The organism is Paraburkholderia phenazinium, assembly GCF_900142845.1.
Taxonomy (GTDB): domain Bacteria; phylum Pseudomonadota; class Gammaproteobacteria; order Burkholderiales; family Burkholderiaceae; genus Paraburkholderia; species Paraburkholderia phenazinium_A.
In genome coordinates, this window is sequence record NZ_FSRU01000002.1 from 1,143,647 (window position 1) to 1,169,369 (window position 25,723).

21 protein-coding genes and 1 pseudogene are annotated in these 25,723 nt (G+C 64.4%); 3 read left to right on the forward strand and 19 right to left on the reverse strand.

The window, feature by feature from the left end:
* Window positions 1–163: 163 nt before the first annotated feature.
* The 7 genes and pseudogenes from BUS12_RS22170 to BUS12_RS39940 all read right to left on the reverse strand — a co-directional run.
* Window positions 164–1,984, reverse strand: a complete 1,821-nt coding sequence (locus BUS12_RS22170) for a tetratricopeptide repeat protein (RefSeq protein ID WP_253190189.1) — start codon at window positions 1,982–1,984, stop codon at window positions 164–166.
* 25 nt (window positions 1,985–2,009) lie between these two features.
* Window positions 2,010–3,137, reverse strand: coding sequence for a DUF2827 domain-containing protein (locus BUS12_RS22175; RefSeq protein WP_074299331.1), 1,128 nt, complete (start codon window positions 3,135–3,137; stop codon window positions 2,010–2,012).
* Window positions 3,134–3,571: a DUF4019 domain-containing protein gene (locus BUS12_RS22180; RefSeq protein ID WP_143788541.1), complete on the reverse strand. Its 438-nt coding sequence runs from the start codon at window positions 3,569–3,571 to the stop codon at window positions 3,134–3,136. The genes BUS12_RS22175 and BUS12_RS22180 overlap by 4 nt, the downstream gene beginning before the upstream one ends.
* Before the next feature lie 190 nt (window positions 3,572–3,761).
* Entirely contained in the window at window positions 3,762–4,925 is a 1,164-nt protein-coding gene (locus BUS12_RS22185) for a DUF2827 domain-containing protein (RefSeq protein ID WP_074299333.1), read from the reverse strand.
* A complete protein-coding gene (locus BUS12_RS22190) occupies window positions 4,922–6,076 on the reverse strand; it encodes a DUF2827 domain-containing protein (RefSeq protein ID WP_074299335.1) in 1,155 nt (384 codons plus the stop codon). Before BUS12_RS22190 ends, BUS12_RS22185 begins: the two co-directional genes overlap by 4 nt.
* 17 nt (window positions 6,077–6,093) lie before the next feature.
* Window positions 6,094–11,262: a YadA-like family protein gene (locus tag BUS12_RS38315; RefSeq protein WP_437123887.1), complete on the reverse strand. Its 5,169-nt coding sequence runs from the start codon at window positions 11,260–11,262 to the stop codon at window positions 6,094–6,096.
* A 15-nt stretch (window positions 11,263–11,277) separates the two neighbouring features.
* A pseudogene (locus tag BUS12_RS39940) lies at window positions 11,278–11,361 on the reverse strand (ESPR domain-containing protein); the annotation flags it as partial.
* A gap of 778 nt (window positions 11,362–12,139) precedes the next feature.
* Here BUS12_RS39940 and BUS12_RS22260 point away from each other — a divergent pair.
* Window positions 12,140–12,976, forward strand: a complete 837-nt coding sequence (locus tag BUS12_RS22260; RefSeq protein WP_074299337.1) for an EAL domain-containing protein — start codon at window positions 12,140–12,142, stop codon at window positions 12,974–12,976.
* Window positions 12,977–13,024: 48 nt separating this feature from the next.
* Here BUS12_RS22260 and BUS12_RS22265 read toward each other — a convergent pair whose 3' ends face one another.
* From BUS12_RS22265 to BUS12_RS38890, 5 genes are all read right to left on the reverse strand, one after another.
* Window positions 13,025–14,335, reverse strand: a complete 1,311-nt coding sequence (locus BUS12_RS22265; protein ID WP_074299339.1) for a DUF3443 family protein — start codon at window positions 14,333–14,335, stop codon at window positions 13,025–13,027.
* Window positions 14,336–14,346: 11 nt separating this feature from the next.
* On the reverse strand, window positions 14,347–14,817 hold the full coding sequence (locus BUS12_RS22270) for a DUF2844 domain-containing protein (protein ID WP_074299340.1): 471 nt from the start codon (window positions 14,815–14,817) through the stop codon (window positions 14,347–14,349).
* 207 nt (window positions 14,818–15,024) lie between these two features.
* Window positions 15,025–15,342 (reverse strand): chaperone modulator CbpM, encoded by a 318-nt coding sequence (locus tag BUS12_RS22275; protein WP_074299342.1) that lies wholly within the window; start codon window positions 15,340–15,342, stop codon window positions 15,025–15,027.
* Window positions 15,343–15,351: 9 nt separating this feature from the next.
* Window positions 15,352–16,293, reverse strand: a complete 942-nt coding sequence (locus BUS12_RS22280; protein ID WP_074299344.1) for a DnaJ C-terminal domain-containing protein — start codon at window positions 16,291–16,293, stop codon at window positions 15,352–15,354.
* A 90-nt stretch (window positions 16,294–16,383) separates the two neighbouring features.
* Window positions 16,384–16,563 (reverse strand): hypothetical protein, encoded by a 180-nt coding sequence (locus tag BUS12_RS38890; RefSeq protein ID WP_074299345.1) that lies wholly within the window; start codon window positions 16,561–16,563, stop codon window positions 16,384–16,386.
* Window positions 16,564–16,607: 44 nt separating this feature from the next.
* Between BUS12_RS38890 and BUS12_RS22290 the strand changes: the two genes are divergently transcribed.
* Complete coding sequence (locus BUS12_RS22290) at window positions 16,608–17,660, forward strand: CHASE domain-containing protein (RefSeq protein ID WP_074299346.1); 1,053 nt, start codon at window positions 16,608–16,610, stop codon at window positions 17,658–17,660.
* Window positions 17,661–17,758: 98 nt separating this feature from the next.
* Here BUS12_RS22290 and BUS12_RS22295 read toward each other — a convergent pair whose 3' ends face one another.
* The 5 genes from BUS12_RS22295 to BUS12_RS22315 form a co-directional block, all read right to left on the reverse strand.
* Complete coding sequence (locus BUS12_RS22295; protein WP_074299348.1) at window positions 17,759–19,222, reverse strand: isoxanthopterin deaminase; 1,464 nt, start codon at window positions 19,220–19,222, stop codon at window positions 17,759–17,761.
* Window positions 19,223–19,343: 121 nt separating this feature from the next.
* Window positions 19,344–20,105, reverse strand: a complete 762-nt coding sequence (locus BUS12_RS22300) for an ABC transporter permease (protein ID WP_074301646.1) — start codon at window positions 20,103–20,105, stop codon at window positions 19,344–19,346.
* An 86-nt stretch (window positions 20,106–20,191) separates the two neighbouring features.
* Window positions 20,192–21,055, reverse strand: coding sequence for an ABC transporter ATP-binding protein (locus tag BUS12_RS22305; protein WP_083640569.1), 864 nt, complete (start codon window positions 21,053–21,055; stop codon window positions 20,192–20,194).
* A gap of 2 nt (window positions 21,056–21,057) precedes the next feature.
* Window positions 21,058–22,092 (reverse strand): aromatic ring-hydroxylating oxygenase subunit alpha, encoded by a 1,035-nt coding sequence (locus BUS12_RS22310; RefSeq protein WP_074299350.1) that lies wholly within the window; start codon window positions 22,090–22,092, stop codon window positions 21,058–21,060.
* Window positions 22,093–22,184: 92 nt separating this feature from the next.
* Window positions 22,185–23,207 (reverse strand): ABC transporter substrate-binding protein, encoded by a 1,023-nt coding sequence (locus tag BUS12_RS22315; RefSeq protein WP_074299352.1) that lies wholly within the window; start codon window positions 23,205–23,207, stop codon window positions 22,185–22,187.
* Between the two features lie 591 nt (window positions 23,208–23,798).
* Between BUS12_RS22315 and BUS12_RS38895 the strand changes: the two genes are divergently transcribed.
* Window positions 23,799–23,969 (forward strand): hypothetical protein, encoded by a 171-nt coding sequence (locus BUS12_RS38895; RefSeq protein WP_171991702.1) that lies wholly within the window; start codon window positions 23,799–23,801, stop codon window positions 23,967–23,969.
* Window positions 23,970–24,082: 113 nt separating this feature from the next.
* Here BUS12_RS38895 and BUS12_RS22320 read toward each other — a convergent pair whose 3' ends face one another.
* Together BUS12_RS22320 and BUS12_RS22325 are read right to left on the reverse strand one after the other, a co-directional pair.
* Window positions 24,083–24,889 carry a DUF4410 domain-containing protein gene (locus BUS12_RS22320; protein WP_074299355.1) on the reverse strand — a complete coding sequence of 269 codons (807 nt, stop codon included), beginning with the start codon at window positions 24,887–24,889 and terminating at the stop codon, window positions 24,083–24,085.
* A 104-nt stretch (window positions 24,890–24,993) separates the two neighbouring features.
* Complete coding sequence (locus tag BUS12_RS22325) at window positions 24,994–25,722, reverse strand: amino acid ABC transporter permease (RefSeq protein ID WP_074299357.1); 729 nt, start codon at window positions 25,720–25,722, stop codon at window positions 24,994–24,996.
* Window position 25,723: the final 1 nt, after the last annotated feature.

Here is a 25,723-nt window from a genome sequence, read left to right on the forward strand (position 1 = left end):
CTTGACTCCGGTCTGTCCCGGCGACCTGCATGGGATTCGTGGAGCAGGCGCGACCGTGCATTCGACGCGCCGCACAGGGTCAAGCCGGCCACGAATGGCGCTGGACAATCCCGCGCGTGCTGTCGATTACCGGATTCTAAACAAAAACGCCGTTTGGCATGGCTCAAGCGGGCAGGCTTCGCGCAGCGAGCGCGAGCAGATCCGCCCTCACCTGCTGCAAGACCGTGGACCAGTCGCGATAGTGCTGTTGCCGGTAGAGCGTCAACGATGGATACCACGGGCTGTCGCGCCGCTCGCGCATCCAGATCCAGTGCGGATTGACGTCCAGCAGCAGCCAGGTCCGCACGCCCAGCGCACCCGACAGATGCGCGACCGACGTGCAGACCGTAATCACTAGATCCAGATTGCGGATCAGCGCTGCGGACTCGTCGAACGAGTCTAGCGAAGCGGTGTGGTCGATCACAGGCAAGCCGTGCGCGGCCATCGCCTTCAGGTCCTCGGTGCCGTCGATCTGCAGGCTGTAGAAAGCGGCTCCGGGAATCGCACGCAATGCTTGCGCATACAACGAAGGCTCCACCGCGCGCAGCGGATTGCGCTGATGCGTGCGACTGCCGCTCCACACTATCCCCACCTTGAGCGCGCCGCCCTGCGACGACGCCGCGAGCCGTGTCTGCCAGCGCGCGGCTCGCGCAGGGTCGGCTTCGAGGTAGCGCGGCGGCGCAGGCAACGTCTCGAGCGTCACACCTAGCGCCAGCGGCAAGCTGCCGATCGCCAGATCGAAATCGAATCGAGGTAATTCAGGCGCATCGTGCGGCACGACGGGGATCGCAAGCGCTGCCAGGCTGCGTTCAAACAGCGGCAAGAGTTTCCGGAAGCAGCAGACGATCAGCGTACCGCCGGCTCGCTGGACCGTGGCGGCGATCGCCGGGATAAAGCGCATGAACTGGATCGCGTCGCCGCATCCCTGTTCGCCCCAGATGAGCAGCGTCTTGCCGCGCAGATCCTGGCCCTGCCACTGCGTGTCGGGACTCAGATAGACGGCGCTCTCCAGCTCGGGTGAGCCCGCCCATCTCGCCTCGTGATTCACGAAGCCGTTGGCATAGTCGCCGTGCAATAACTGCAGCATCGCCACGGCCCATTTCACTTTGGGTTCGCTGGGCGCCGCCTGTGCGGCCCTGACGATGGCCGCCATCGCGTCATCCCAGCGTTGCAGTTCCTTGAGGGCATTGCTGCGTGCCTGCTGGCCGACGAAGTAGTCCGGCGCCAGTGCGCAGGCGCGCTCTGCCGCGATCAGCGCATGTTCCGGTTCGTGCAGTCGCAGCCAGGCATTGCTTTGATTGGCCCACGCGAGGTAATTGTCCGCATCCCGTTGCACCGCCTGCTTCGCGAAGCCAAGCGCGAGGCGATCGTCCTTTAACTGATAGTGCAGCGCCGAGAGATTGCTATGCAGCATCGACAGACCGGGATCGAGCGCGAGCGCGCGGTGGTACGCCTCCAGCGCCGCGGTCCACGAACGGCTTTTGTGGTGCGCGAGTCCCAGCAGAAACCACGTCCGTGACGAGTCCGGTTGTGTGGCACACCAGGCCGTGGCGACCTCGATTGCGCGCGGAAGAAGGTTGAGTTGCAGCAGCAGTTCGATCCACGCGTCGAGCCAGACTGTGGCATCTGGTGCGGCCCGGAAGGCGCGCTCGTACCACTCGTGCGCCTGTTGTAGCTGGCCTTCGCGATAGGCGAGGCGAGCCATCTCGACCAGCGTCGGCGCGAATTCAGGGGCGATTACCAGAGACCGTTCAAGCGCGGCGCGCGCTTCGTCGTAACGGCCTCGCAGCCTCAGCAAGTGCGCGCAGGCGGTCAGGGCACCCGCGTCGGGTGGCTGCAAGGTCATCCAGGCGTCGATCTCGCGCGCCGCGCTTACCAGGTCGCCTTGTTCGAGGCGCCGTTGAATACGCAGGAACGGAGTGGATGGCGCGCGCATTGTGGTCATCGATCCTGGCGGCTCTGCTCGCCGCCTAGCAAACCGGCCGCGCCAGCAGATCGTCGAGCAGCGCGGCATACGTCGCCACCAGTTGCCGGTTATCCGGCAGATAGCGGGCGATCAGGTTGCGCTGTTCCTGACGGTACCAGGATGCGTGAGCGTCGTGCGTTTCCAGCGCTTCAAGCACGCGCCGCGCGCCTTCGTCCGCATCGTTGCCCTGGTAGTAATAGCCCAGATCGCTGCAGAGCGACGCATTGTGGATCAACGGATAACCCTGCCAGCAAACTTCGAGGTAGAAGTAATTCAGCGGATTCTCGAGCTGGTGCGAGATGACGATATCGGTGTTTTCAGCGAGAAATACCGGCGTTTCATGCCGGCCGAGGAAAACCGCCTTGTGATCGCGGACGATATCGAGCTGGTTCATCAAGGCGATGAAGTCAACGCTCTCTTTTGCGATCTGCTCGGCGTTCGTGACCTGCAGCAGCGCAATCCGCTCGGGACGCCGGCGGTAGGCCAGCTCGGCAATCAACGCCGGATACAGGCAGAACTTCACCACGTTGAGATTGGGCTCCATCACGCTCAGGCGCCGCGCGCCTTCGTGCGCCCTGTATTCGCCTGCGTTCGGCAAACCCTTGACGCGCTCGTCCAGAAACATCGGACTCCAGACAAACGGCACCACGCGACCGGGTCTACGGCGCAATACCTCGAAATACGATTGGCTGATAGGGGCGACCTGCGGAATGATCCAGATATCGTCGTAACGCTGATTGACGAACAGCGCCTCGCCCCACATCGGCTTGCGGAACAGCACCGCCTCCATGGCGTGGACATACTCGAAGCCGCAGCAGTACGACACGAGCCGAACGTTACGCTGCTTCAGATACGCCGTCTGCGCAGCGTCGATCTGGCCGCCGAGTTCGATCAGCACATCGAGGTCGTCTTTGGCGGCATCGAACGACAGCGTCGGATAGCGATCCCTGTCCCACGGCAGCGCATCCGTGACGGCCACAGCCGTGGTGTTCACGAGGACGACCCGTGCCACCTGCGGACAATGCCGCAACGCCTCCGCCAGAAAGGCGGCGTTCTGCTTGATGCCGTTATTCCAGAGCGTTTCCGCTTCGTGGTGCAGCCCGATCGTGATTCCGACGCGCAGTCCGTTCATGGCTTGGCGATTTGTGTCTGTGTGGCTGCCGCGTCCTGGGTGGAGCGCGCCGCGTAGCCGGTTAAATGCCAATGGCCGTCCTCGCCCAGCCGGAAGCTCACCAGCTCGAACAGGGTCCGGCCGCTTGTCACGGTGGTGGCGTAATCGACGTTCGCATACAGGCCGTCCGGCACACCTTTGGCGCCGTTGTACTGGATGCGCGTGACCGAAGCCCAGCCGCGGCGCGACACGCTGCCCACCGACTGGCGCGCCTGCTGCATCTGGCTCGCGAACTTGTCCGCCGACACGCTCGCCTTGACGAACGGCGCCGCATCTTGCCAGAGCGCGGCGAAGCGGTCCGTGTCGAGTTGCTGCAAGACCTGGCCCGCGTCGTTCAGCAGTTCGTCGGCCGAGGTGCCCTGCTCCGCGGCGGCCAGGTTCGTGCAGCCCACCATGACGCAGGCGGCCGCTAGCGTTCGCAACGCTAACGGGTGGATCAGTTGAACCAGCCGGCTAAACGAAAGACGTGGTTTCATGATGCAGTGGAAGGCCTGGACGTTGAACATCGGCGCGGCATGCCGGCTCGGCATCGCCACACGAAAGGAGCAGGCACGCGCTGGCATGCCTGTGCGTGCCTGTATGTACCTAGGCGGGCGCATAGAGCGCAGCAAGCGCATCGCTATAGATCCGCACGTTGTCCTCATTCTCAGGATCGAGTCCGCGCAGGAACGCGTTGGCGGTGCGACGGTAGGCATCGAGATGCGTGTCGTGCCCGGCGAACGCCCGCTGCAGGGCACGCCCGCCCTCCTCGCAATCGAAATCGTGATAGCGATATCCGCACTCGCCGATCAGATGCGAGTTGTGGATCAGCGGGTAACCGCCGTACAGCGCTTCGTAGTACACATAGTTCTGCGCGTTTTCCCAATGATGGCTGACGACCGCGTCGACATCCCCAGCCACCACCCGGCAAAACGGAAAGCGTCCCTCGAACGAGGTCAGGCCGTGCTTCACGATGTCCAGACTGCGCGCGAAGCCGTTGAAGCTCACGTGTTCCTTCAGGTGGAAGGTGTTGTACGCCCACACGTGTTCGAGCAGGTCGGGATTGGCGCGATGCGCCGCCTCGCAGGACAGCAACGGCACGAAGCTCGTCTTCACCATGCAGATATTGGGTTCGAAGATGCCCGCGCGCCAGCGCCGCCGCCCCGGCCGGTAGCCGAAGCTGAGTCCTTCCGGCAAACGTGCCGCTTCGCGCTCGAGCACCAGCGGGCTCCACAGATGCGGCATCACGCGCACCGGACAGCGGAACGTACTCGCGTAATACGGCACACAGGTAGGCTCATACTCGGCCAGCGTCCAGACCTCGTGATACGGGGCGGCCGTGATCAGCAGGCCATGCGACTGATCGAAGATCATGCGCTCGATGTCGATCACGTAATCGTTGCCCACCCGCATCGAGACGATCTTGCCGCCGCGCTCGCGGAACGCCACCACCCATTCGCGGTCGAGTTGCGCGCTCATCTCGATCATCACGTCGAGCGTCGTGGCCGCCGCTTCCATGTCGATGAGCGGGACCGGCGAATCGGCCAGAAAATTGCGCGCATCCTCCGGGCGCCCATCGCCGCCGCCCGCTACCAGATAGGTGGCTTCGACGAGCGGCGAGCGCATTAGCAGCATCACCAGGAAAATGCAGTTCTGGTAAATGCCGTTCTCCCATACCGATTGCTCGCCCTTGCGCACGTAGATCGAGACACCCACGCGCAGCTTGCGCGGCTGGCCCGACGGGTATGGCGGGGTTCGTTCAAGGTTCATGGGCGGCTCGCGGTGTTGGCGAAGTGCGCGTCGCGGCACAGATGCAGGAGCCGGGCCGCATAAGCGTCGAGATTGCGCTGACTGAACGGATCCACCACAGCGAACACGCGTTGCGAGCGGGTCCGGTAATCGTCGAGGCCGCTCGCATGATCCACCGCTGCGCGCTGCAATTGCGCCGCGCCTTCACGCGCGTCGAAGCCGTGATAGTAGTAGCCGGCTTCCTTGAGCCACGGCGAGTTGTGGATCAGCGGATAGTCGCCGTAAAGCGCATCGAGGTAGCTGTAGTTCTGTTCGTTCTGCCATTGATGCGAAACGATGGCGTCGGCATGCTGCACCATGAAACCGACGATATCGTGCCGGCCGTGAAAGGTGGCCTTATGCTGGCGCACCAGGTCCAGCGCATTGGCGAAGTACAGCATGGTGGGGTGATCTTTGAGGTGCAAGGTGTTGAGCACGTGCATTGCGTGCACCGAGCCGGCGTCGGCCCGGTAGGCTTCGTCGCAGACCAGCATCGGAATGCTCGAGGTCTTCACGACCGAAATGTTCGGCTCGAAAATCGCCACGCGCAGGCCACGGCGGGCGCTGTCGGCCGGCGTCTCATGCACCGCGAAACCGTAGCGCATGCCGAGCGCCTCGACCTCCTGGATGCGCTGCTGGATAAACTGAGGATGCCAGATGAACGGCGCCTCGTGCACGTCGCAGCGGTGCAGCAGGCGCATCATCGGCGCGAAGGCGGCGTCTTTCGGCAGGTACCACACCTCGTCGCAGCGGTCGGGCCGCGGTGCATGCGTGGGCTTCGTGAAGATCGCCGGTTCGGCGAGGCCGACATACGGCTGGCCGCAGCAATAGAACACCACCTTTTTGCCGCGCGCGCGCATGAGGTCGAGCCATTCGATATCGAGCGCACCGCCCATTTCGACGATCACGTCCACCTCGTCGCTGGCCTCGTGCGCCCGCATCAGCCGCAGGTTGCGCGAGGCCAGATCGACCTGGGCGGGCATCACGCCCTGGTCGCCGACGTCGATCAGCAGCACCGACTCCACAAACGGCAGACGTTGAAACAGCTCCGCCAGAAAGACGACGTTCTGCCCCAGGCCGTTCTGCCAGATGTTCTGACCGGTATGGGTGATGACGGAGATGCCAATGCGCATATCGACCCCAGACTGCGTTACCAGGAATACCCGACACCGGCGTTGACCAGCACGTGAGCCCCATCCGTGGCGCTGGCCCCTACCTTGACGATGGTGTTTTGCGTGACCCGCGCACTGGCGCCGATGGCGATTGCGCTGTATCCCGCGTAGTTGCCCACCCCAGCGGCGATCTGGAACGTCTTGCCCTGTTCCACCTGGGGCAAGCCGGCCAGCGCACCGGCCATGGCCACGCCCGAATACGCCGCGCGGGCCACGTCGTTGATATTCTGCTGAACACCCTGCAGTTGCGCAACGTTTACCGCATCGGTCGGGTTGACGCCGGGCGCCACGTTGGTGATGGTCCGCTCATTGCCGGGCGAGCCCACCGACACCGAGTTCGCCTCGCTCGCCACCGAGCCCGCGCCGATCGCCACCGAGTTCGGTGCGGACGCAACCGCATTGGCGCCCACCGCGGACGAACTGGAGCCGGTTGCCTGCGCGCCCGACCCCACTGCTACGGTGTTGCTCGAACTCGCGGTCGAATTGCCGCCCACCGCTACCGATTCCGTGCCCGTAGCGCTTGCGGCGTTACCGGTCGAATTCACTGCGACGTACTTCGAGTTCGACGCGCCGGTGTTGGTCGTCGTGGTTTGCGAGAGCTGCGTGAGCTGGCTGCCGAGCGTCCCCATCTGCGTTTCGAGCGCAAACAACTGGCTGCCGTTGATCGCATCCGTGCTGGTCGCCGTGATTGCGCCTGCCGCGATATTGGTCAGCGCGACCGCCGAGGTGGCGCCGACGCCGCCGAGCGTCACGCTGGTGTGCGAGGCGTTGTCGTACAGCACCGCGTCGCTGGCCACCGAGGCCACCGCCTGCAACTGGCTCACGTTGACGGCGTCGGTCGGCGCGGTGCCGGCCGCGACACCGGTGAGCTGGCGTGCGCCCGCCGTGCCGGTAAAGTCGACGCTGGTGCCGCCGGTGTTGGCCCCCACCGTGATCGCGCCGTTGCCCGGCGCGCCGCCCACCTGCTGCACGAGGCCGACGGTGCCGTTGGCGATGCCCGTCGACAACGCGGTCACGCTGCTGGTGGCCGTCGTGAGGCCGGTGGACAGGGAGGCGACGTTGCTGTTGGTCGTGGTCAGGCCTGTCGACAGCGAAGCGACGTTGCTGTTCGTCGTGTTCAAACCGGTCGACAGCGAGGCGACGTTGCTGTTCGTTGTGTTCAGCCCCGTCGACAGCGAGGTCACGTTACTGTTGGTCGTGTTCAGCCCCGTGGACAGCGACGCGACGTTGCTGTTCGTCGTGGTGAGACCGGTCGACAGTGACGCTACTCCGCTCTGCGCCGTGCTCACGCCGGTCGAAAGCGAACTGATGCTCGTCGACGTTGTGGTGGACAGCGAGGTCAGTTGTCCGAAGTTGACGGCGTCGGTCGGGTTCACCCCGTTGGCGACGTTGGTCAGCGTCACCGGGGTGGTCGAACCGGCTCCGCCCAGCGTGACCTTCGTATGGCTCGCGTCGTCGTACTGGACCGAGTTGGCTACCCCCGTCGACAGCGAGGCCACATTGCTGTTGGTGGTGGAGAGGCCTGTCGACAGCGAGTTGATACCTGTCGAGGTTGACGTCGAGAGACTCGCTACCGAGCTGTTAGTTGTACTGAGACCCGTCGACAGCGAGTTCACGCCTGTGGACAGCGAGCCGATGCCCGTCGAGGTTGAGGTGGAGAGGCTGGCTACCGTGCTGTTCGTCGTGCTCACGCCGGTGGACAGGGAGTTCAGCCCGGTCGAGGTCGAGGTGGACAGGCTCGCGACCGTGCTGTTGGTCGTGCTGACGCCGGTGGACAAGGAACTCAGACCCGTCGAGGTTGAGGTCGAGAGCGAGGCGACGCTGCTGTTGGTCGTGCTCAGACCTGTGGACAGCGAGGTCACACCGCTTTGCGCCGTGCTGATGCCCGTCGAGGTCGACGTAGAAAGCGAAGCTACGCTGCTGTTCGTGGTGCTCAGGCCAGTGGACAGTGAGGTCACGCCGCTTTGGGCTGTACTGATACCCGTCGAGGTCGAGGTCGAGAGCGAGGCTACGCCGCTGTTGGTCGTGCTCAGGCCCGTGGACAGCGAGGTCACACCGCTTTGCGCTGTGCTGATGCCCGTCGAGGTCGAAGTCGACAGCGAAGCTACGCTGCTGTTCGTGGTGCTCAGCCCCGTGGACAGCGAGGTCACGCCGCTTTGAGCTGTGCTGATACCCGTCGAGGTCGAAGTCGACAGCGAAGCGAGGCCGCTGTTGGTCGTGCTCAGACCTGTGGACAGTGAGGTCACGCCGCTTTGCGCCGTGCTGATACCTGTCGAGGTCGACGTCGACAGCGAAGTCACATTGCTGTTCGTCGTGCTCAGACCCGTCGAGAGCGACGCAACGCCGCTTTGCGCCGTGCTCACTCCGGTCGACAAGGAACTGATGCTCGTCGATGTCGTGGTGGACAGCGACGCAACGCTGCTTTGGGCCGTGCTGATGCCGGTCGAGGTTGAGGTCGACAGCGAAGCTACGCTGCTGTTCGTCGTGCTCAGCCCCGTGGACAGCGACGTCACGCCGCTTTGCGCCGTGCTGATGCCAGTCGAGGTCGAAGTCGACAGCGAGGTCACATTGCTGTTGGTCGTGCTGAGTCCCGACGACAGCGAGGCGACGTTGCTGTTCGTGGTGCTCAAGCCCGTCGAGAGCGACGTCACGCCGCTTTGAGCGGTGCTGATGCCGGTCGACGTAGACGTCGACAACGAAGCCAGGCCGCTGTTGGTCGTGCTCAAGCCGGTCGAGAGAGACCCCACACCGCTTTGCGCCGTACTGATACCCGTCGACGTCGAAGTCGACAACGAAGCCACGCTGCTGTTCGTTGTGCTCAAGCCCGTGGACAACGAAGCCACACCACTCTGCGCCGTACTGATCCCCGTCGACGTAGACGTCGAAAGCGAACTCAACCCCGTCGACAACGAACTCACCGAATTGCCCACGGAATTGACCTGGCTCGCCACGGCGTACAACTCGCTGCCGTTGACCGCATCCGTGCTGGTGGCCGTGATCCGCCCTGCAGCGACGTTCGTGATTTGCCTCTCGGCGCCCACGGCGCCCACGCTCACGACGCTGCTCGGGGTAGCGCCTGCGAAGCCGCTGAGGGTCGTCGAACCGACCGTCGCGCTGCTGGTCGGATTCGCGCTCGCCGTCACCGAACCATTGCCCAGCGCGACATCGCCGGCGTTGTTGGCGACGGCGTTCGGGCCGATCGCGACGCTGTTCGCTCCCAGCGCCCGCGAATCCGCCAGCGTCGAGTTGGCGTGGAAGTACTTGATACCCTGGCTGTCGATGTTGTTCAGCGCCGCGCCCACGTTATTGACCGTGCTGGTCGTGCCGTTCGCGTTATACGTCGTGTAAGACGGCGCGCTGATTGCGCCGGTCGACGCGTTGTACGTCGATCCGCCGCCCAACGCCGAGGCCGTGCTGGTGCCCAGTGCGTTGACATTGGTTTGAACCGTACTGACGCCGGTCGACAGGCTGGCGATGCCGCTGTTCGCCGTCGCGAGGCCCGTCGAGGTCGAGGTCGACAGCGAAGTGAGGCTGCTGTTGGTCGTGCCGAGGCCGGTCGACAGCGAGCTGATGCTGCTGGTCGTCGTGCTCAGGCCCGTGGACAACGATGCCACATTGCTGTTGGTCGTGTTCAACCCGGTCGACAGCGAACCTACACCGCTTTGCGCCGTGCTGATGCCGGTCGACGCGGAGGTGGACAATGCGCTCACCGTGCTGTTGGTCGTATTCAACCCGGTCGACAGACTGGCGTCACGGCTCACCGCCGTGCTCAATCCGGTCGACGTCGAAGTCGACAATGCCGTCACATTGCTATTGGTCGTATTCAACCCGGTCGACAACGAGTTCACGCCGCTCTGCGCGGTACTGATCCCGGTGGACGTCGAAGTCGACAGCGACGCCACGCTGCTCGTCACCGTGCTCAATCCCGTCGACGTCGAAGTCGACAGACTGGCGATGTTGCTCGCCGTGGTGCTCATGCCGGTGCTCAACTGCGATACCGTGACGGCGTCCTGCGGCGCCGAACCGTCAGCGACGTTGGTGATCCGCCGCAATGCGGTCGGGCTGCCCACCGACACTTCCGAAAGTGGCGCCGCGCTGCCCGTCAGGTAGCCGGTACCCGTCGGCGCAGCCGCACCCGTCACGCTGCCGGCGCCAAGCGCCACGCTATTGGCATAGCTGGCGCTGCTGCCAGCACCGAGGGCGAGCGAGTTGTTGCCCGCAGCAATCGAGTTATAGCCAATCGCGCCGGACGAAACCGCGCTTGCCGTGGCGCCATCGCCGATCGCGCTTGAATTGTTGGCGCTTGCCGTGGCATACGTGCCGATCGCCGTGGCCCCGGTTCCCGTCGCGGTCGAAGTCGTGCCGATCGCCGTCGCGCTCGCGCCGGTAGCCGACGCGTACGTGCCGAGTGCGGTGGCGGCCACGCCTGAAGCAGTCGCCGCATCGCCGAAAGCTGAGGCCTCCGAAGCGTTGGCGATCGTGCCGTTGCCGCCCACGGCGGCGGAGAAAGTCGCCGTCGCGCTGGCGCCGTTACCGACCGCTACCGCCTGCTGCGCCGCGTTCGAGTTGTAGCCAAGCGCGGTCGCCTGGGTCGCCGAAGCAATCGCGCTCTGCCCCAATGCGATCGAGGAAGCGCCGGCCGCCGTCGCGGACTGGCCCAATGCCACGGCGCCCGTCGACGAAACCGTCGCGGCATAGCCGATCGCCACGCCCGAAGTCGCCGCGCTCTGCGCCACCGAAAAGCGGCCGATCGCAACCGAGTTGGCCGCCAGCGCGGCCGAGCCGCCGGTGCCGCTGCTGTTGCCGCCGCCGATGGCGACCGAGCTGCTGCCGGACGCCGTCGTGTCGTTACCGACCGCGGTCGAACCCAGGCTGGTCGCCTTGGCCCCCGAGCCCATCGCAATCGCGCTCGCGCCTGTTGCCGTCGTCGCCTGCCCGAAGGCCTGCGAATAATTGCCCGAGGCGCTCGCATTGGCGCCGATCGCAATCGACGTCGTCCCGGAGGCCGTCGTGGTGCTGCCGCTCGAGCCGCCGATGGCGATCGCCTGCGCGCCCGTCGCGGTGCCGTTCCCCACGGCGTACTGCGCCTCGGCCACATTCACCCCCGCGCTCGCGGCCAGCACGACCACGGCAATGGCCTTCGCCACGGAAGATTTGTTCGGTTTGCCGCGCGCAGATGAAATTTCCGATGCGGCGACCCACGCACCCAGTGCCTCATTCCAAATGGTTCTGTACGACTTGTTCATGATTGACAAAGCCCTCTCAGGTAACGCGCGACACCAACCGACCTTCTGGCATTAGCAGACGAAATTATCTGGCCTTTAAAAACCGAACCCCGACGCGCAAAAATGGGATAGGCCGGATTCTATGGGTTTCGCTTTTCAAAGAATGACAAGCAATGCAAATTAACCCGACAGGGTTTGTCAGGAATTGTCAAATCGAGGCAGAAACGGCGAATTCCGGGATAATAAAGATTAAGCCAATGCAGAATAAAGCCGATTTTCGTGGGTTATAGCGCATCGGCAGCGGCATGAAATTGATCGCCTGGAACCCCACCGCAGCAAGGCTGAGGACAGAACGCTGCGGCGGATGAGTCAATCCCGGAAATTGCGATACCTGAATATGTCGCCGTGCTGTCGAACGGAATACTGTTTTATACGGTTGTTTTATTTACAGTCATTTTATAATCATCAAATTAATCTGACAAAACGCGTAACGTGCGCTTCCGCACATCGCCGACCACCCAAAACCGTTACAACAGCAAATATTCAAGAGACGTCAAATTTTCTTTAAACATGTAAAATTCCCTCCACGACACGCTCAATGCGCCCCATATAAATCGCTCGATCTGACAGTATTTAGAGATTCAGGCTTTCAAGCTGTCTATTCTTGACAGTCTCCCGCAACGCACCGCTCTATCCTTAAACCCGTAAAAGCGCCGCGTCGTCCTCGCGACCGGCCAGACCCGCAGACCGCCGAGTGTGAAGTCGGAGGCTTATCGCTCACATCGAAAAGGAAGGCGCCGTGAATCGCATCGGAAATGCCGCATTAAAACTGACGAACTCGGGCGCCATGCGCGAAGCGGCGGCGTCGGCGAGCCGCGACGAAACGCTTGCGCAGCGGATTCGCAAAGGCTTGAAGGCGGGCGAATTCGGCGTCGCCTTCCAGCCGGTCGTCCACGCGCAAACCCTCAAGCTGCTCAACGTCGAATGCCTGCTGCGCTGGCAGCATCCCGAGTACGGTCTGCTGCTGCCCGAGTGCTTCGTGTCCGCCTTCGACGATCGGGAAACCGCGCGCGAGGTCACGGCGTTCATGCTGGAATCGGTCTGCCTGCAACTCGGCGAGATGCGGCGAGCCGGCCAGAGCTTGCCCGCCGCGGCGATCAATATCCAGCCGTCGCAGTTGCTCGACGAAGCGCTCGTCGCCACCATTCGCGACACGACGCGCCGTCACGGCGTCGACCCGTTACTGCTCGAACTCGAACTGGTCGCAGCAGAAGATGCGTCGACGCTATTGTCGACGCAGGAGTTCACGCGCTCGCTGCGCCAGCTCGGCGTGCGGCTCGCGCTCAACGACTTCGGGTCGGGTTATTCGCCGCTGGCGATGCTAGGCGTGGCCCAGATCGATACCGTCAAGCTGGCGCGCGGCTTCATGGCTCGCGTGCCGGGGTCGGCGCGCGATTGTGTGGTGATCACAGGGCTGCTCGATCTGCTCGACAAGCTGGATATGCGGGTCGTCGTGGAGGGCGTAGAAAGCGAGGCGCAGCTAACCTGGCTCAGGCAACGCCCGGAGGTCTACGTACAGGGTTATCACGTGGCGCGGCCGCAAGCGAAGCTCGCGAACGCGCTGGCAATGCGTTGAGCGATGCGCGCCGCCTGCGTGGCGCGCACACCCCACCCTGCGCTCCCGTCAGCTCGACGTGAACGCGACGTACGGGCCAGCGCCGCCGCCCGACGACGCCGCACCCGAGATGCCGTAGTACACGTGACGCCCGTAGAAGAACGGCATGCCCATATCGAAGATGCCGGTCATGTAGGATGCCATATCGTTGAACGCATAGTTACCCGAAGCAAACAGCGTGTTCGCATTGGCCACGTTGAAATCGATGGTCACCGTCGCCAGATTGTTGATGGCAATCGAGACGGAACGTGCCAGCGTCGTGCTGGGCACGTAGTACTTGAGGCCGTTCGCCACGATGGTCGAGTCCGCGAAAAACAGCGCGCTCGAACCCGAGTCGAAGTAGGAGTTGCCGCTATACGTGACGCCGTTGTACGTCGCGTCGAAGTCGCCGCTCGAACTGGTCTGCAGCACGGTCGCGCCGCTCCCCGCGAGCGCGTTGTTGGCCTGCGTATCGATACCGAAGACCAGTGTGCCGAGCGCCGACGACGCCCCCGTCGAGGCGACCGGCTGCATCTCCAGCACCACGCCGTTGTTGTCGGTCGCGAAGTACTGGACCGGATTGCCCACCTGTGCAGCGAGCGCCTGATTGGTGACGCTGCAGGTCGAGCCGCTGCAGGCATAGTAAAAACCTGCCGGGCTATTGCTCACGCATTGGCTGCCGCAGTCCTGCGGCGCCACGCCCACCCCGAGAATGCCGTTCGCCCCCAGGTCGCTCGGGGTGTCGAGGGCCGGCTGCACCTGGCAGTCGCCCGGCGCGGACGCCGTGAGCGCTGTGTCGGCCATCACCTGGATCGGCACGTTCTGCCCCACTTCGTCCGCCATCCTGATGTCGGCGTTGCGCACGGTGCCCCACGCGTAGCCGCTGCCGAAGATGGCGCATTCGGCAATCGTGGCGCCGCCCGGTGTCTGCGTTTGCGCCGTCAACGCGTTGAGTGTGGACGCCGGAATCGCCGAAGCAAACAGGCGCAAGCCGAACGATTCGGTGTCGACCAGCACATTGTCGATGGTCGTGCAGTGCGAGCTTGCCTGGCTGCCCGCCGCACACACGGTCACGCTGGTCAACGGAGAATTGGCGCGGTTGAACTGGGTGGCGGCGACCACCACCGGCACCGTATTGGCCGCCGTGCTCGAAGTCGGGCTCGCGGTGGGGTTAGCCGAACTGAGCGTGTTGGTCGTCACAGGCGTGTTGCTGGTAGACGTAGACGTGTTGGTCGAATTGCCCGTCGGCGAGGCCGACGAAGAACCGCCGCCACCGCCTCCGCACGCGGCAAAAACGGTAATGAGCGCCGCGACGAACGCCCAGGCCATGGTTCGGGTCATGTTGATCCTGTTCATTGCAAGTCGTCGGGGCTGGTGCCCTGCGGGAGCGAGGCCGGCAAATACGCCCGGCCGGCGAAATTGCCCATATGGCCGCCCGTCTGAACGATCAAGCCGGGCTGCTGCACGTTAGCGGGCCCGTGGCCGCCGCCCTGAGCCGCGTGCAAGGCACTCACGCCCTGCAGATAGGCGGGAAAGTAACTGCCGAGCAAGGTGTTGAGCGGCGCCATCTGCGGGCCGCGCCAGACCACCGCGAACACCGTTCCGCTCTGCGCAAGGTATTCGCGCACCACGGTGCCGCCATTCAGCGTGGTTTCGTTGACGACGTACGGCACCTCGGCCGAACTGACGTGCTGGACCAGTCTCGTCGCCCGGCCCGCCGTGCTCGCCGGCCAGGTCGGCGCAGCGCCGAGTTCGGCGTGCGCGGGTATGCCGGCGACAAGCGCCGTCATGGCGGCTGCCGCGCAGAGCATGCTGGTTCTCATTGATTCTCCCCGTATGATTCGTCGCGTGACGAAGCGTGAAGCGACCTTCACCTCATCACACAGGACGGATTATTGGGGGGACGGGCGGATTTCGATCCGCAGAAAAGAGCGGGAGAAAGGGCCTATTTGCAGGTTTGCCCGATCACCCGCTGCGGCTTGCCTGGAGCGGCTGAGCGGGACAATTGTTAAATCCGGACGGCGCCTGATTCAAGTGCTCCGTGCGCGCCTCGGATGGGCGCGCAGCGCATCGATCTCGTCCAGCAGATCGAGCACCAGGGCAATGCCCGGCGGATTGATCTCGAGATCGTGCGCGAGGCGTCGCGCCGTGCGCACGCGGCGCAGCGATGCGCCGCTAAAACGCCACTCCTGCGGTTCCTCCCCGCGCGGCGTAAAGGCGCCTTCGGCAACCCACAATGTCACCTCGTCTTGCGACGCGCCGCTTGCCTGGCACAACTCGACAAGCGTGAACTCCATCTCTTCATTGACAATCTGGCCTTCCAGATAAGTCGTCACGGACTCTTTCATGATGAGCGATCACCCATAAAAATGCGCACGTGGGTCGAAGTTGAACGCTTGCCGCATCACGTCATATGCAGCGGCAGCGCGCTCGGTATCGGCCGGCGGCAAGACGATGGTCAGGATTACATACAGATCGCCGGGAGTCGTTCCCGGAATGCCTTTGCCCTTGAGGCGCAAGCGCCGGCCGCCTTGCGAACCCTTGGGCACCGTCATTTCGACGGAACCGTCGGGTGTGGGCACCTTGATCTGGGCGCCGAGCGCGGCTTCCCAGGGGGCAACCGGCAAGTCGAGCGAGACATCGCGGCCGTCCACGCGAAAACGCGGATGTTCGCGAAACGCGATCTCCAGATACAGGTCGCCGGGCGGCGCGTCGCCCGTCGCGGGACCGCCCTGGCCGTTGAGCCGCAGGTGCTGGCCCGCGCGGATGCCCTTGGGGATGGCGACGTCCAGCGTGCGCGATTGCAGCGTCACGTGCCCCTGCGCGTCGAGTACCGGCATCTGCAGCGAAATGGAGCGCTGCGCGCCGCGGTAGGCCTCTTCCAGATCGATCAGCACCTTGGCGTGGTGATCCTGGCCGGCCATCGCGGCCGCCGCCTGCCGTTGCTGGGCTGCGCGCGCATGGCCGAACATGGCTTCAAAGAAATCGTCGAGATTGGCCTCGCCCGCCGCTTCGTGGCCCGCGCCCCTGAACTCGAAACCCTCGTCCCAGTTCGGCGGCGGCTGGAATTCCTGGCCGTTCTGCCACTCGCTGCCCATCCGGTCGTAGGCCGCCCGCTTCTCCGGGTCTTTCAGCACCTCGTACGCTTCGCCCACTTCCTTGAAACGCTCCTCGCCGTCCGCTTCCTTGGTGACGTCGGGGTGATACTTGCGGGCGAGCTTGCGATAGGCGCGCTTGATGTCGTCCTCGGTTGCGCTGCGCTCCAACCCGAGGGTCGCGTAATAGTCCTTGTATTTCATGTGAAAGACAGCCCCATAAAAGGTGAGGACGGCATGGCGTTCAGATCCGGCTGCCTTATTACTCTATACGACTCCGCCGCAAACGTGCCGTCAGCGTGTCGTGCCTGGTGTTGAACCGGACTGGCACGATCCGTGCGACCCATGCACAATCACGCCGGTGTGCCCCGCTGCGGTCCGCGCGATCACCGCGGTCAGCGGCGCTTCGACGGCGCACGCGCCTCCCATCCGCATCGCGCCCGGCAGTTCGGGCGGGTGCATGTCTTCGAACAAGCAAGCTGCGTACGACCGGAAACGGCGATACGCCAGGCCACGACATGTCGACCCTGCGTATGCGTATCATCACGTTGATCCGGCAACCCGCCTTTGCCGCCGCCGGCACTTTTGTCGTCATTCTCGCGACGGCGCTCGGCACGTGGTGGCTGGTGCGCGAACAGTCGTTGCAAACCGCGCGCAGCCAGTTCGAGCAGCGCACGGCCCATATCACCAGCGATCTGCAACAGGAACTCGCGACTTGCGAGTATGTGCTGCGCAGCGCCAGCGGCGTGTTCGTAGTGTCGCCCACGGTGACGCCGGAGGCCTGGCGCCAGTACGTGACACGGCTCGATATGGACGACACGCTGTCCATCGTGCGGGCGCTCGGCTATGCCGAACTCGGACCCGGTGCGACGGCGCCCGGCGGCGCAGCCATCGCCACCGGGCAGCAAGCGCAGCCGTTCGCCCCCGTCACGCTGATGACGCCGGTGCGGGCCGGCGCGCCGGCCGCCGGCTACGATCTGGGCCGCGACCCCACGCGCCGTGCGGCCCTGATGCGTGCCCTCGACACCGGTGAACTGACACTCGATGCCCGCGCCGCGCAGGCGAGCACCATGCAGCAGCTCGCTCACCCGCATTTCGAGCTGTATCTGCCGGTGTATGGCGGCCCGTCTGACAGTCCGTCTCGCAGCCCATCAGGCGGCCCGTCCCCCGCGGACTCCACCACGCCCGCGTCCGCCACGCTCGACGACGCGCCAACCCGGGTCGCCGGCGTGCTGGTGGCCGTGGTGGACCCGCGGCGTCTGTTCGAGCGCGGCATGGCCCATCAATGGGGTGTCGACCTGCAGGTCTTCGCGGGCGCCCCTTCTACGTCGCTCTATACCTCGGAGGCGGCCAGCGATGCGGCCTTCGACTCGTCCCCCGTCGTGCGCAGGGCCGAGACGCTGCGCTTCGGCGGCGAACCGCTCACGCTGGTGTACACGACCAGCGAGCGGTACATGGCCGCCGGCAACGACTATGCCGCGATGACCGTGCTGCTCGCCGGACTCGTCAGCGCCACGCTGCTGGCGGGCGTCGCGTGGCTGCTCGCGCGAACCCAGGGGCGCTCCCCGTGAGGGCTGTCACCTGCGTATCCGCTCAAGCCCGAACGAAGCGCGTTTGACGGGTCTGAGCGTCACCCCGCGTTTGCCTGAAGCGAAGCGGCTCGGGCGCCTCAGCCGTCAACCTCGGCAAGCAAGGCCTTCACCGCTGCCCGCGCCTCGCGGCCCAGTTCGGCGAGATCCACGCCGTCGATCCGATCGTCGCTGACGACACGCCGTCCCGCCGAGAACAGCGCCGCCAGCTTCGGCCTGCCGCCCGAGGCCACCGGACCGATGGCCGGATCGTGCAGCCCGAAGTAACGCGGATCGTCGAGCCGGTAGATCGCGAGGTCGGCGGAATAGCCCGGCGCGAGGCGCCCCACTTCGGCCAGCCCCAGCACCTGCGCTCCGCCTGCCGTGCCCCAGTGAATCACGTCGGCCACGCTCGCCGCATGCGCGCCGCCTTCGAAGCTGCCGCCGCGAAAGCGCGGCGTCGCCGCCATGCCGAGCCGCGCCCGTTGTGCGAGCCAGGTCATGTGCACTTCGGAGATCATGTCGGCGGCTTCGTTGGAGGCCGCGCCGTCGACGCCGATCGAGATGGGCACGCCCGCCTCCGCCATCTCGCGCACCGGGCAGATGCCGCTTCCCAGACGTCCATTGCTTTGCGGGCAATGCGCGACACCGGTGCCGGTTTCGGCGAGCAGCGCGATTTCGTCGGCGTCGACCTTCACGAGATGTGCGTACCAGACATCGTCGCCGAGCCAGTCGTGCTCGCCGCAGAACGCCACCGGCGAGCGGCGGTACAACTCGTGCGCGCTGTCCTGATAGCCGACCGTCTCCGACAAATGACTGTGCAGGCGCAATCCCAAACGCCGCGCGACCGCCGCGGTTTCGCGCATCTGCGCCGGCGAGATCGAATACAGCACGGTGGTGGGCGCCATCACCACGCGCCGCATCGCACGCGGCCCGGCATCGTGATAGGCGGCAGCGAGACGTTCGATATCGGCTACGAAAGCCTCCAGCGTTTCCGGGCGTAACGCGGTGGGCAAATCGGCTTCGAGCTGGCGCGTTTGGGTCGCGCCGCCGCGCAGCAGCACGAAACGCAGACCAAGTTTGTCGGCCTCTTCGAACAGGATCGCCGAACTGTCGAACGGCATGTTCGGGTAGTAGACGTAGTTGTGATCCGCGACCGTCGCGCAGCCCGAGCGCGCGAGCTCGATCAGCCCAATGCGCGCGGCGAGGCGAAAGCGCTGCTCGTCGAATAGCGCGCGAAAGCGATACGGTGTCGCCGCGAGCCACGGCGTCAACGACGCGTCGAGACCCGCCGTATCGCCTTTGAGCAGCGACTGGAACAGGTGATGATGGGTGTTGACCCACGCCGGATAGATCACGCAGTCGGTGGCGTCGACGATCGTTTCGCCGGGACGCGGGCTCAGGGCGCCAATCGCCTCGATGGTGTCGCCGGCAAGACGGATATCGGGGCCACTGACGCGTGCGGGGTCGTCCGCATCGCCGCGGCCGCCCGTCATGATGGCGGCTGCGTTGCGGATCAGAACGGTAGTGCGGTTTGCGTGGGTCTCGTGTGTCTGGATCGGCATGGACATATGCTTGAGATTGCGCTTGAGTTGACTTGAGTTGGGTTGAGTCACGGAAAACGAGGGCGGCTACCCGATGGCGTTCCGGTGCCGCCGCCCCGCTACGAAGACCACAGCCGGCCAATCACAACTGGCTGTCATGCCAGCCGCGCAAGCCGATGCGCGACACCCACACGGTGATGCCGAACAGCACGACACCGGTGACGGTAATCAACAGCAAGGCCGCAAAGAGCCGCGGAATGTTCAACTGGAAACCCGCCTGCAGGATCTGATAGGCAAGGCCCGCGCCGCTGCCGCCGGTGCCCGCGACAAACTCCGCCACCACCGCGCCGATCAGCGAGAGCCCGCTGGAAATCCGCAAGCCGCCGAAAAAATACGGCAGCGCGCTGGGAATCCGCAGTCGCACGAGGGTCTGCCAACGCGTCGCATGATTGATCCGGAACAGGTTGATGAGCCCCGGATTCACGCTGCGCAAACCGAGCGCCGTGTTCGAGATGATCGGAAACAGCGCCACCAGTGTGGCGCACAGCACCAGCGCAGCCGTCATGTCCTTCACCCAGATGATGATCAGCGGTGCAATGGCGACAACCGGCGTCACCTGCAACAGGATCGCATAGGGAAACAGGCTGGCCTCGATCAACGGACTCTGCACGAACAGCAAGGCAATGATCACACCCAGCACCGTGGCCAGCGCGAACGCCAGCAGCGTGATCTTCAACGTTTCCAGCAGGCTGCCGAATAACAACGGGGCGTCCTGAATCAACTGCCCTAGAATCGCACTGGGCGCCGGCACAAGGTACGACGGCACCTTGAACAGCACGCACCAGCCCTGCCAGATCGCAAGAAAGACAACGCCGACCAGCCATGGAGCCATGGCTTTCGCCATGCCCGGCCGTTGCAGCAGCGGCGTGCGCTGGGTATCGCGCAGGGTTTTGGCGCGCCGCGTGGAATGAGCCCGAAGCACGTCGCCTGTCATGATTGCACCTCCGCGTCTTCGTTCATATGGGATGCCCGATGCGCGTCGACGATCAGATCGGATAACGTTTTGCAATCCTGTATAAACGGCGTGGATACGCGATAGGCGTCGTCGCGCTCGAGCGGCCCGTCGATCGGCACCTCGGCGATGATCCGCCCCGGCCGCGCCTGCATCACCACCACCCGGCTCGACAGATACACCGCTTCGTAGATGCTGTGCGTGACGAACACCACCGTCATGCCGCGCCGCTGCCATAAGGCGCGCAAATCGCTGTCGAGTCGGTTGCGGGTGAACTCGTCGAGCGCGCCGAACGGTTCGTCGAGCAGCAGCAGGTCGGGTTCGGTGACGAGCGCGCGGGCCAGCGACGCGCGCATCTGCATGCCGCCGGACAACTCGCGCGGCAACACCCTGGCGAACTTTGCCAGCCCCACGCCGGCAAGCGCCTCGGCAACCCGCGCATCGGCCTCGCCGCGCGGCACGCGAGCGAGATCGAGCGGCAGGCGCACGTTGTCGGCCACCGTCGCCCATGGCATCAGCGTGGCTTCCTGAAACACCATCGACATGCGCCGGCCCGGCGACCCCACCGTTTCGAACGGTTGACCCCACCAGCGCACATGACCATGGGTGGGTGTCTCGATGCCGGCGAGCATCTTCAGCAAGGTACTCTTGCCGCACCCCGACGGCCCGAGCAAGGAAACGAACTCGCCGGGCGCAATCGCAAGGCGTACGTCTTCGAGTGCGATCGTGCCGTTCGGATAGCGCTTGTCGACGCGCTGCACCGACAGCAACGGCGGGTTGTCGCGGCTCGGCGCGGCGGCCAGCGTGTCGGGCTGCGCAGAAACCTGAGTGGTACTGTCCATGCTCAAACCTCCGTTTCGATGCGAAATACCTCGCTTTCGCCGTGATCCGCGAGCAGCTTCAGCAGCATGCGCCGCATCAGCAGGCCCGGCTGGTCCGATTCCATGTGGCACTCCTGCTGGCGCCGTACATCGATGCAGGCGTCGTAGTCGGTCGCTTCGAGAATGTCGCGGTCTTCGTCGGTGATCGGACGGTCCCAGTCGATCAGCTCCTGAGTCGAACACGCCTCCTCGGTGTCGTTGCGATAGAGCCATTGCGACAGCATCAGCGTGCGATCGTCGATGGGCGTCGCGCAGTTGTAGATGATGTGATGCACGCCGCTCGCCGGATACACGCAGCCGAAGCGGCGCGCGAACGGCATAAACCAGCGGTTGGTGAGATGCCGCTCGGTCACCTCCTCGGTCGTGCCGGTCACGCGGTAGCTGGCAGGCGGGTTGCGCACCGGCACATGGGTTTCGGCCTCGAAGCCCCAGTCGTTGGGACGGAATTCGTACTTCGACGGCTTCGGGTTATCGAACAGGCCAAAGTTCGATTTGTGCACGAAGCTGAAATGCGAGTTGTCGAACGAGTTTTCCATCATCCGCAGCGGGCTGGTCTGCCAGCGTTCGTAGAACTGAAGAATGCGGCGATAACCCGTTGCGTCTTCCTCGGGAAACGTCGGGATGGGCTGCAAGGGCTCGTCGAGCGCGACCCAGGCGTAGCCGTAGCGCTCCTCGCAACGATAGGCCTGTACCACCGCCCGCGAGGGAATCGCGCTGCCGCCGTTCTGCGGAATCTTCACGCATTGGCCGGAGCAGTCGTAGGTCCAGCCGTGATAGCCGCAAGCGATGTTACCGTCGCCGTCGACAAAGCCCTTGGACAGCCTGGCAGTGCGATGGCAGCAGCGATCGCGCAAGGCGTGCGGTTTGCCGCCCGCGCCCTTCCATAGGACGATCGGCTCGCCGAGCAGCGTGAACGGCTGCGGACCGGCATCGAGTTGCGCCATCGGCATAATGGCGTACCAGAAGCGGCGCAAGACCTTTTGACGGGTGACCAGCATCGTGAATCTCCTTCAATCAACATGTCTGTATCAGCCGGCGCGACGAAGCGCGCCGACGCGGGAAAGCGTGACGGCAAGTGCCGGTGCGTTCGTTACGGCATCACCTTGGCGTCCTGGATGTATTGCAGCGTGTAGGCGCTGTGGTAGTCGGTGGCGGGCTTGAGCAGCTTTGCGCCGACCATGTAATCGAAGGTCTTCTTCCAGCGTGCGTCGGTCATGGCGCCGATGCCGAGCGTGGCTGCATCGCCGCCCGTGACGAGCTTCAGCTTCTTCAGTTGCGCGACGCCGTAGGCGAGTTGCGCATCGCTCATCTGCGGGTTGTCTTTCTTGATCAGCGCATTGCCGGGAGCGGGATCGTTGAGATAGCTCTTCCACCCTTCCATCGACGCCTTCACGAAGCGCGCCACCACATCCGGCTTGTCCTTCAGCGTGTCGCGCATCGTGACGATTGTCGTGTTGTACGGCGGATAACCGTCGTCGGCGAACAGGAAGAAGTGCGCGTTCGCATGGGCCTGCTCAGCCTGATAGGTCTCCGATGACGGATAGGCCTGCATCGCCACGTTCGGATCGGCGAAGAACGGTTGCAGGTTGAAGGTGTAGGGTCGCGACTGCGCGTCGGTGTAGCCGTATCTGGCCTTCAGCCACGGCCACCAGCTCGTGCGGCCCGAACCGGCAACCAGAATCGTCTTGCCCTTGAGTCCGGCAAGACTGGTCACGTCGGCATGCGTGAGCATGCCCTGCGGGTCGTACTGGAACGAGGCGGCCACGGTCGTCACCGGAATGCCGGCCTCGACGCCCGAGAGCACCTGGAAGTCGTAGCCGAGCATGAAGTCGGCCTGGCCGCCGGCGAGCAACTGCATGCCGTTGACTTGCGGGCCGCCCATCTTGATCGTGACGTCGAGACCGTACTTCTTGTAGACGCCGGTCGCCACCGCCTGATAGAAGCCCCCGTGTTCGGCCTGTGCGTACCAGTTGGTCAGCAAGGTCACGTGATCTTCAGCGTGGGCGAGCGATGCGGCAAACAGACTGCCGGCGAGCGTGAACGCGGATGCGGCACGCGCGAGCAACGAAGGGGCTGATGCGGCGAAGCGGGAAAGAAAGCGCAAAACACGCATGACGAAGCTCCGTGTGAGAACACACAAGGTGTGAGGGATGGATATGGGTGGATTTGAAACTGAGGATGGCGAAGCAATGGGAGTCGTGCGATGCGGGCACGAACGCGCAGCGCGTGGCGAGATTGCCGATGCGCCGAGGTTAATCGCTCGTGTGAAAAGCTGGGGCAACTGCATCGCACGCTCCTTGTCGGCGGGACCGGACGGTCCCGTTCAAACGCCGACTCGAGGTCGACGTGGGCGCACGATGCGCCCCAAGAGCAATGCCCCACGTTGCCGGCACAGATATGCCGGTCGCTAGCCGCTTCTACTCTGAAGGCGTTCTAAGCGAACTGCGTGCCAGGTGGGGGGAAGCCAGGTGGATTGGGGGGAAGCGGGGTTTGGGTGCGGATGTTGTGCGGCTGGCGCGCCCCGCTATGCGGTACGTGTGCACGTTGGCGAGGCGTGGTGGCACCGTGGGGGTGCAAACGTAGGGCGCTTCAATAGGCTTCGCGTTCTACCGGCACGACGTGGTTCCACGCGCCGAGATCGGCAATCCCGCCAGCGGGACCGCCGGTTGCTACACCTTCCTTAGATCCACTCAAGGAGCCCGTCATGAGCAAACCCCAACCCACCACGCCGCCGGATTTCGAGCATCCGCAGCCTGTGACGCACAGCGACAACGAGAAGAGCAAACTGCCCGAGCGCCACGATGAAACACGCAAACAGTCGCCAGCCGACCGGCCCGGCAAGAAGCCGGGTGAAGGCGAGCCATCAGTCAGTTGAGGTCGTTAAATGCAGCGGCCCCTCGGGACATGACTCGTCCGGGAGGGCTGGAGACTCGTGCGTGGCGTCGCATGCGCAGGCGTGCGGCGCGAAGCCGCGCGAGTCACCGCCATTCAACCCGCCGAACGCCCCGCCTGCGGCGCCCCACCCGTTTCGGCAGCCGGACTTGCAGCAGGACTCGCCGCAGCCTTCGGACCATTAATCAGGCTTTCGATCTGCATGGCGACCAGTTTTGCCATCCGGGTTGCATCGGCGTCCACCGTCGTGCCCGTCATTCCCAGCGCCCCGACCGCCGTGCCCACTGCCTGCGAATTGATGCCCATGGTCGCGACCTTGCCGGGCGCCCTGCCGCTATTCGAATCCAGGTCGATAGCCAGTACGACGGTTGAGTGCCCCGCTACCATCGACGACACCGCGACATGCGTCTTGATGTCGCTTGCACCGCTGCCGAAGCCGATCAACTTCCGTTTGGTCTTGTTGCCTTCGTCGATTGCCGTGAACTCGCCGTCCACCACCAGCCGCGCTCCGCCGCCTTCAGCCGCGGCCACGGCGGCCGAAGCGGCACTTGCCGACGCAACGTGGTCTTTCTCGAGCTGTTCGGCGAGCGCCTTGGAGAAAACGCTTCGAACATGCTTAGCCAGCACGTCGGGCGTCGAATCTTCGTCGGTTCCATGGCGCATCAACCGGTCCCGGTGCAAGCGGCCGGCGATGGAGTTATCCAGCGTGACGGCATCGATGCGAACCGCGAAATCGTGAGTCACGACCCGCTCGGGCTTCGGCACGACCTGCGCCGCGCCATCGTGTTCGACGACTTCGACCGTCGCGCCACCCGTCAGGAAATTGCCGACGCTGCTCTGCGCGTGCGCACCCTGAATCTGTATCGCCGTCACAAGGAGAGCCACGATGACTTTCGGTTTCATTTTTGTTCCTGTTTCGCTGCTGTGACGCTCATATTCGCGACTCAGCCCGTCAAGGACCATCGATTTGCGACGAAGCGGCAGGAGGTGTCGTGAAGTGACGCCGATCAGTCGCGAGAGGGAACGGCCGGTGCGACAGGAGCCACGCTAGCCCGTGCGTCGCGTCCGCTGCGCGTCAACCAATACGTCGCGCCCCGGTCGAGCGCCGTGCATAACACCAGGTAGATGAAACCCACGAACAGGAAGATCTGCACCGGATACACCATCAGGCGGTTATTCACCTGGGTGGCGACGAACGACAGTTCTCCGACGCCCACGATATACGCCAGCGAGGTGTCTTTCACCAGCGAGACCCACTGGTTGACGAACGACGGCGTCATGATGCGGATCGCCTGCGGCAGCAGCACGTAGCGCAAGGCCTGCATGCGCGTGAGCCCAAGCGACAGCCCGGCCTGCCATTGCCCCTCGCCGACCGCCAGAATGCCCGCGTGCACCGAATGCGCGAGATACGCACCGCCGATCAGCGACAGCGCACACACCACCGCCGCGAGCCCCGGCACGTTGACGTGGAACAGCACCGGCAACAGGAAGAAGGTCCAGAAAATCAGCATCAGCACCGGGATGGCCCGGAAAAAACCGATCACGAGCAGGAGCGGCACGCGCGCGATACGGCCGGCCATGGCCAACGCGATGCCGCCGGCCATGCCCAGCACGGCCGAGGCGAGCGCCGACGTCACCGCGAGCACCAGTGTCAAGGCTGCCCCGCCTGGCGGCCCGTCGGGAAACGCACCGACCAGCAGATACGGCAAGTTATTCAATAACAGCGACCATTGCATA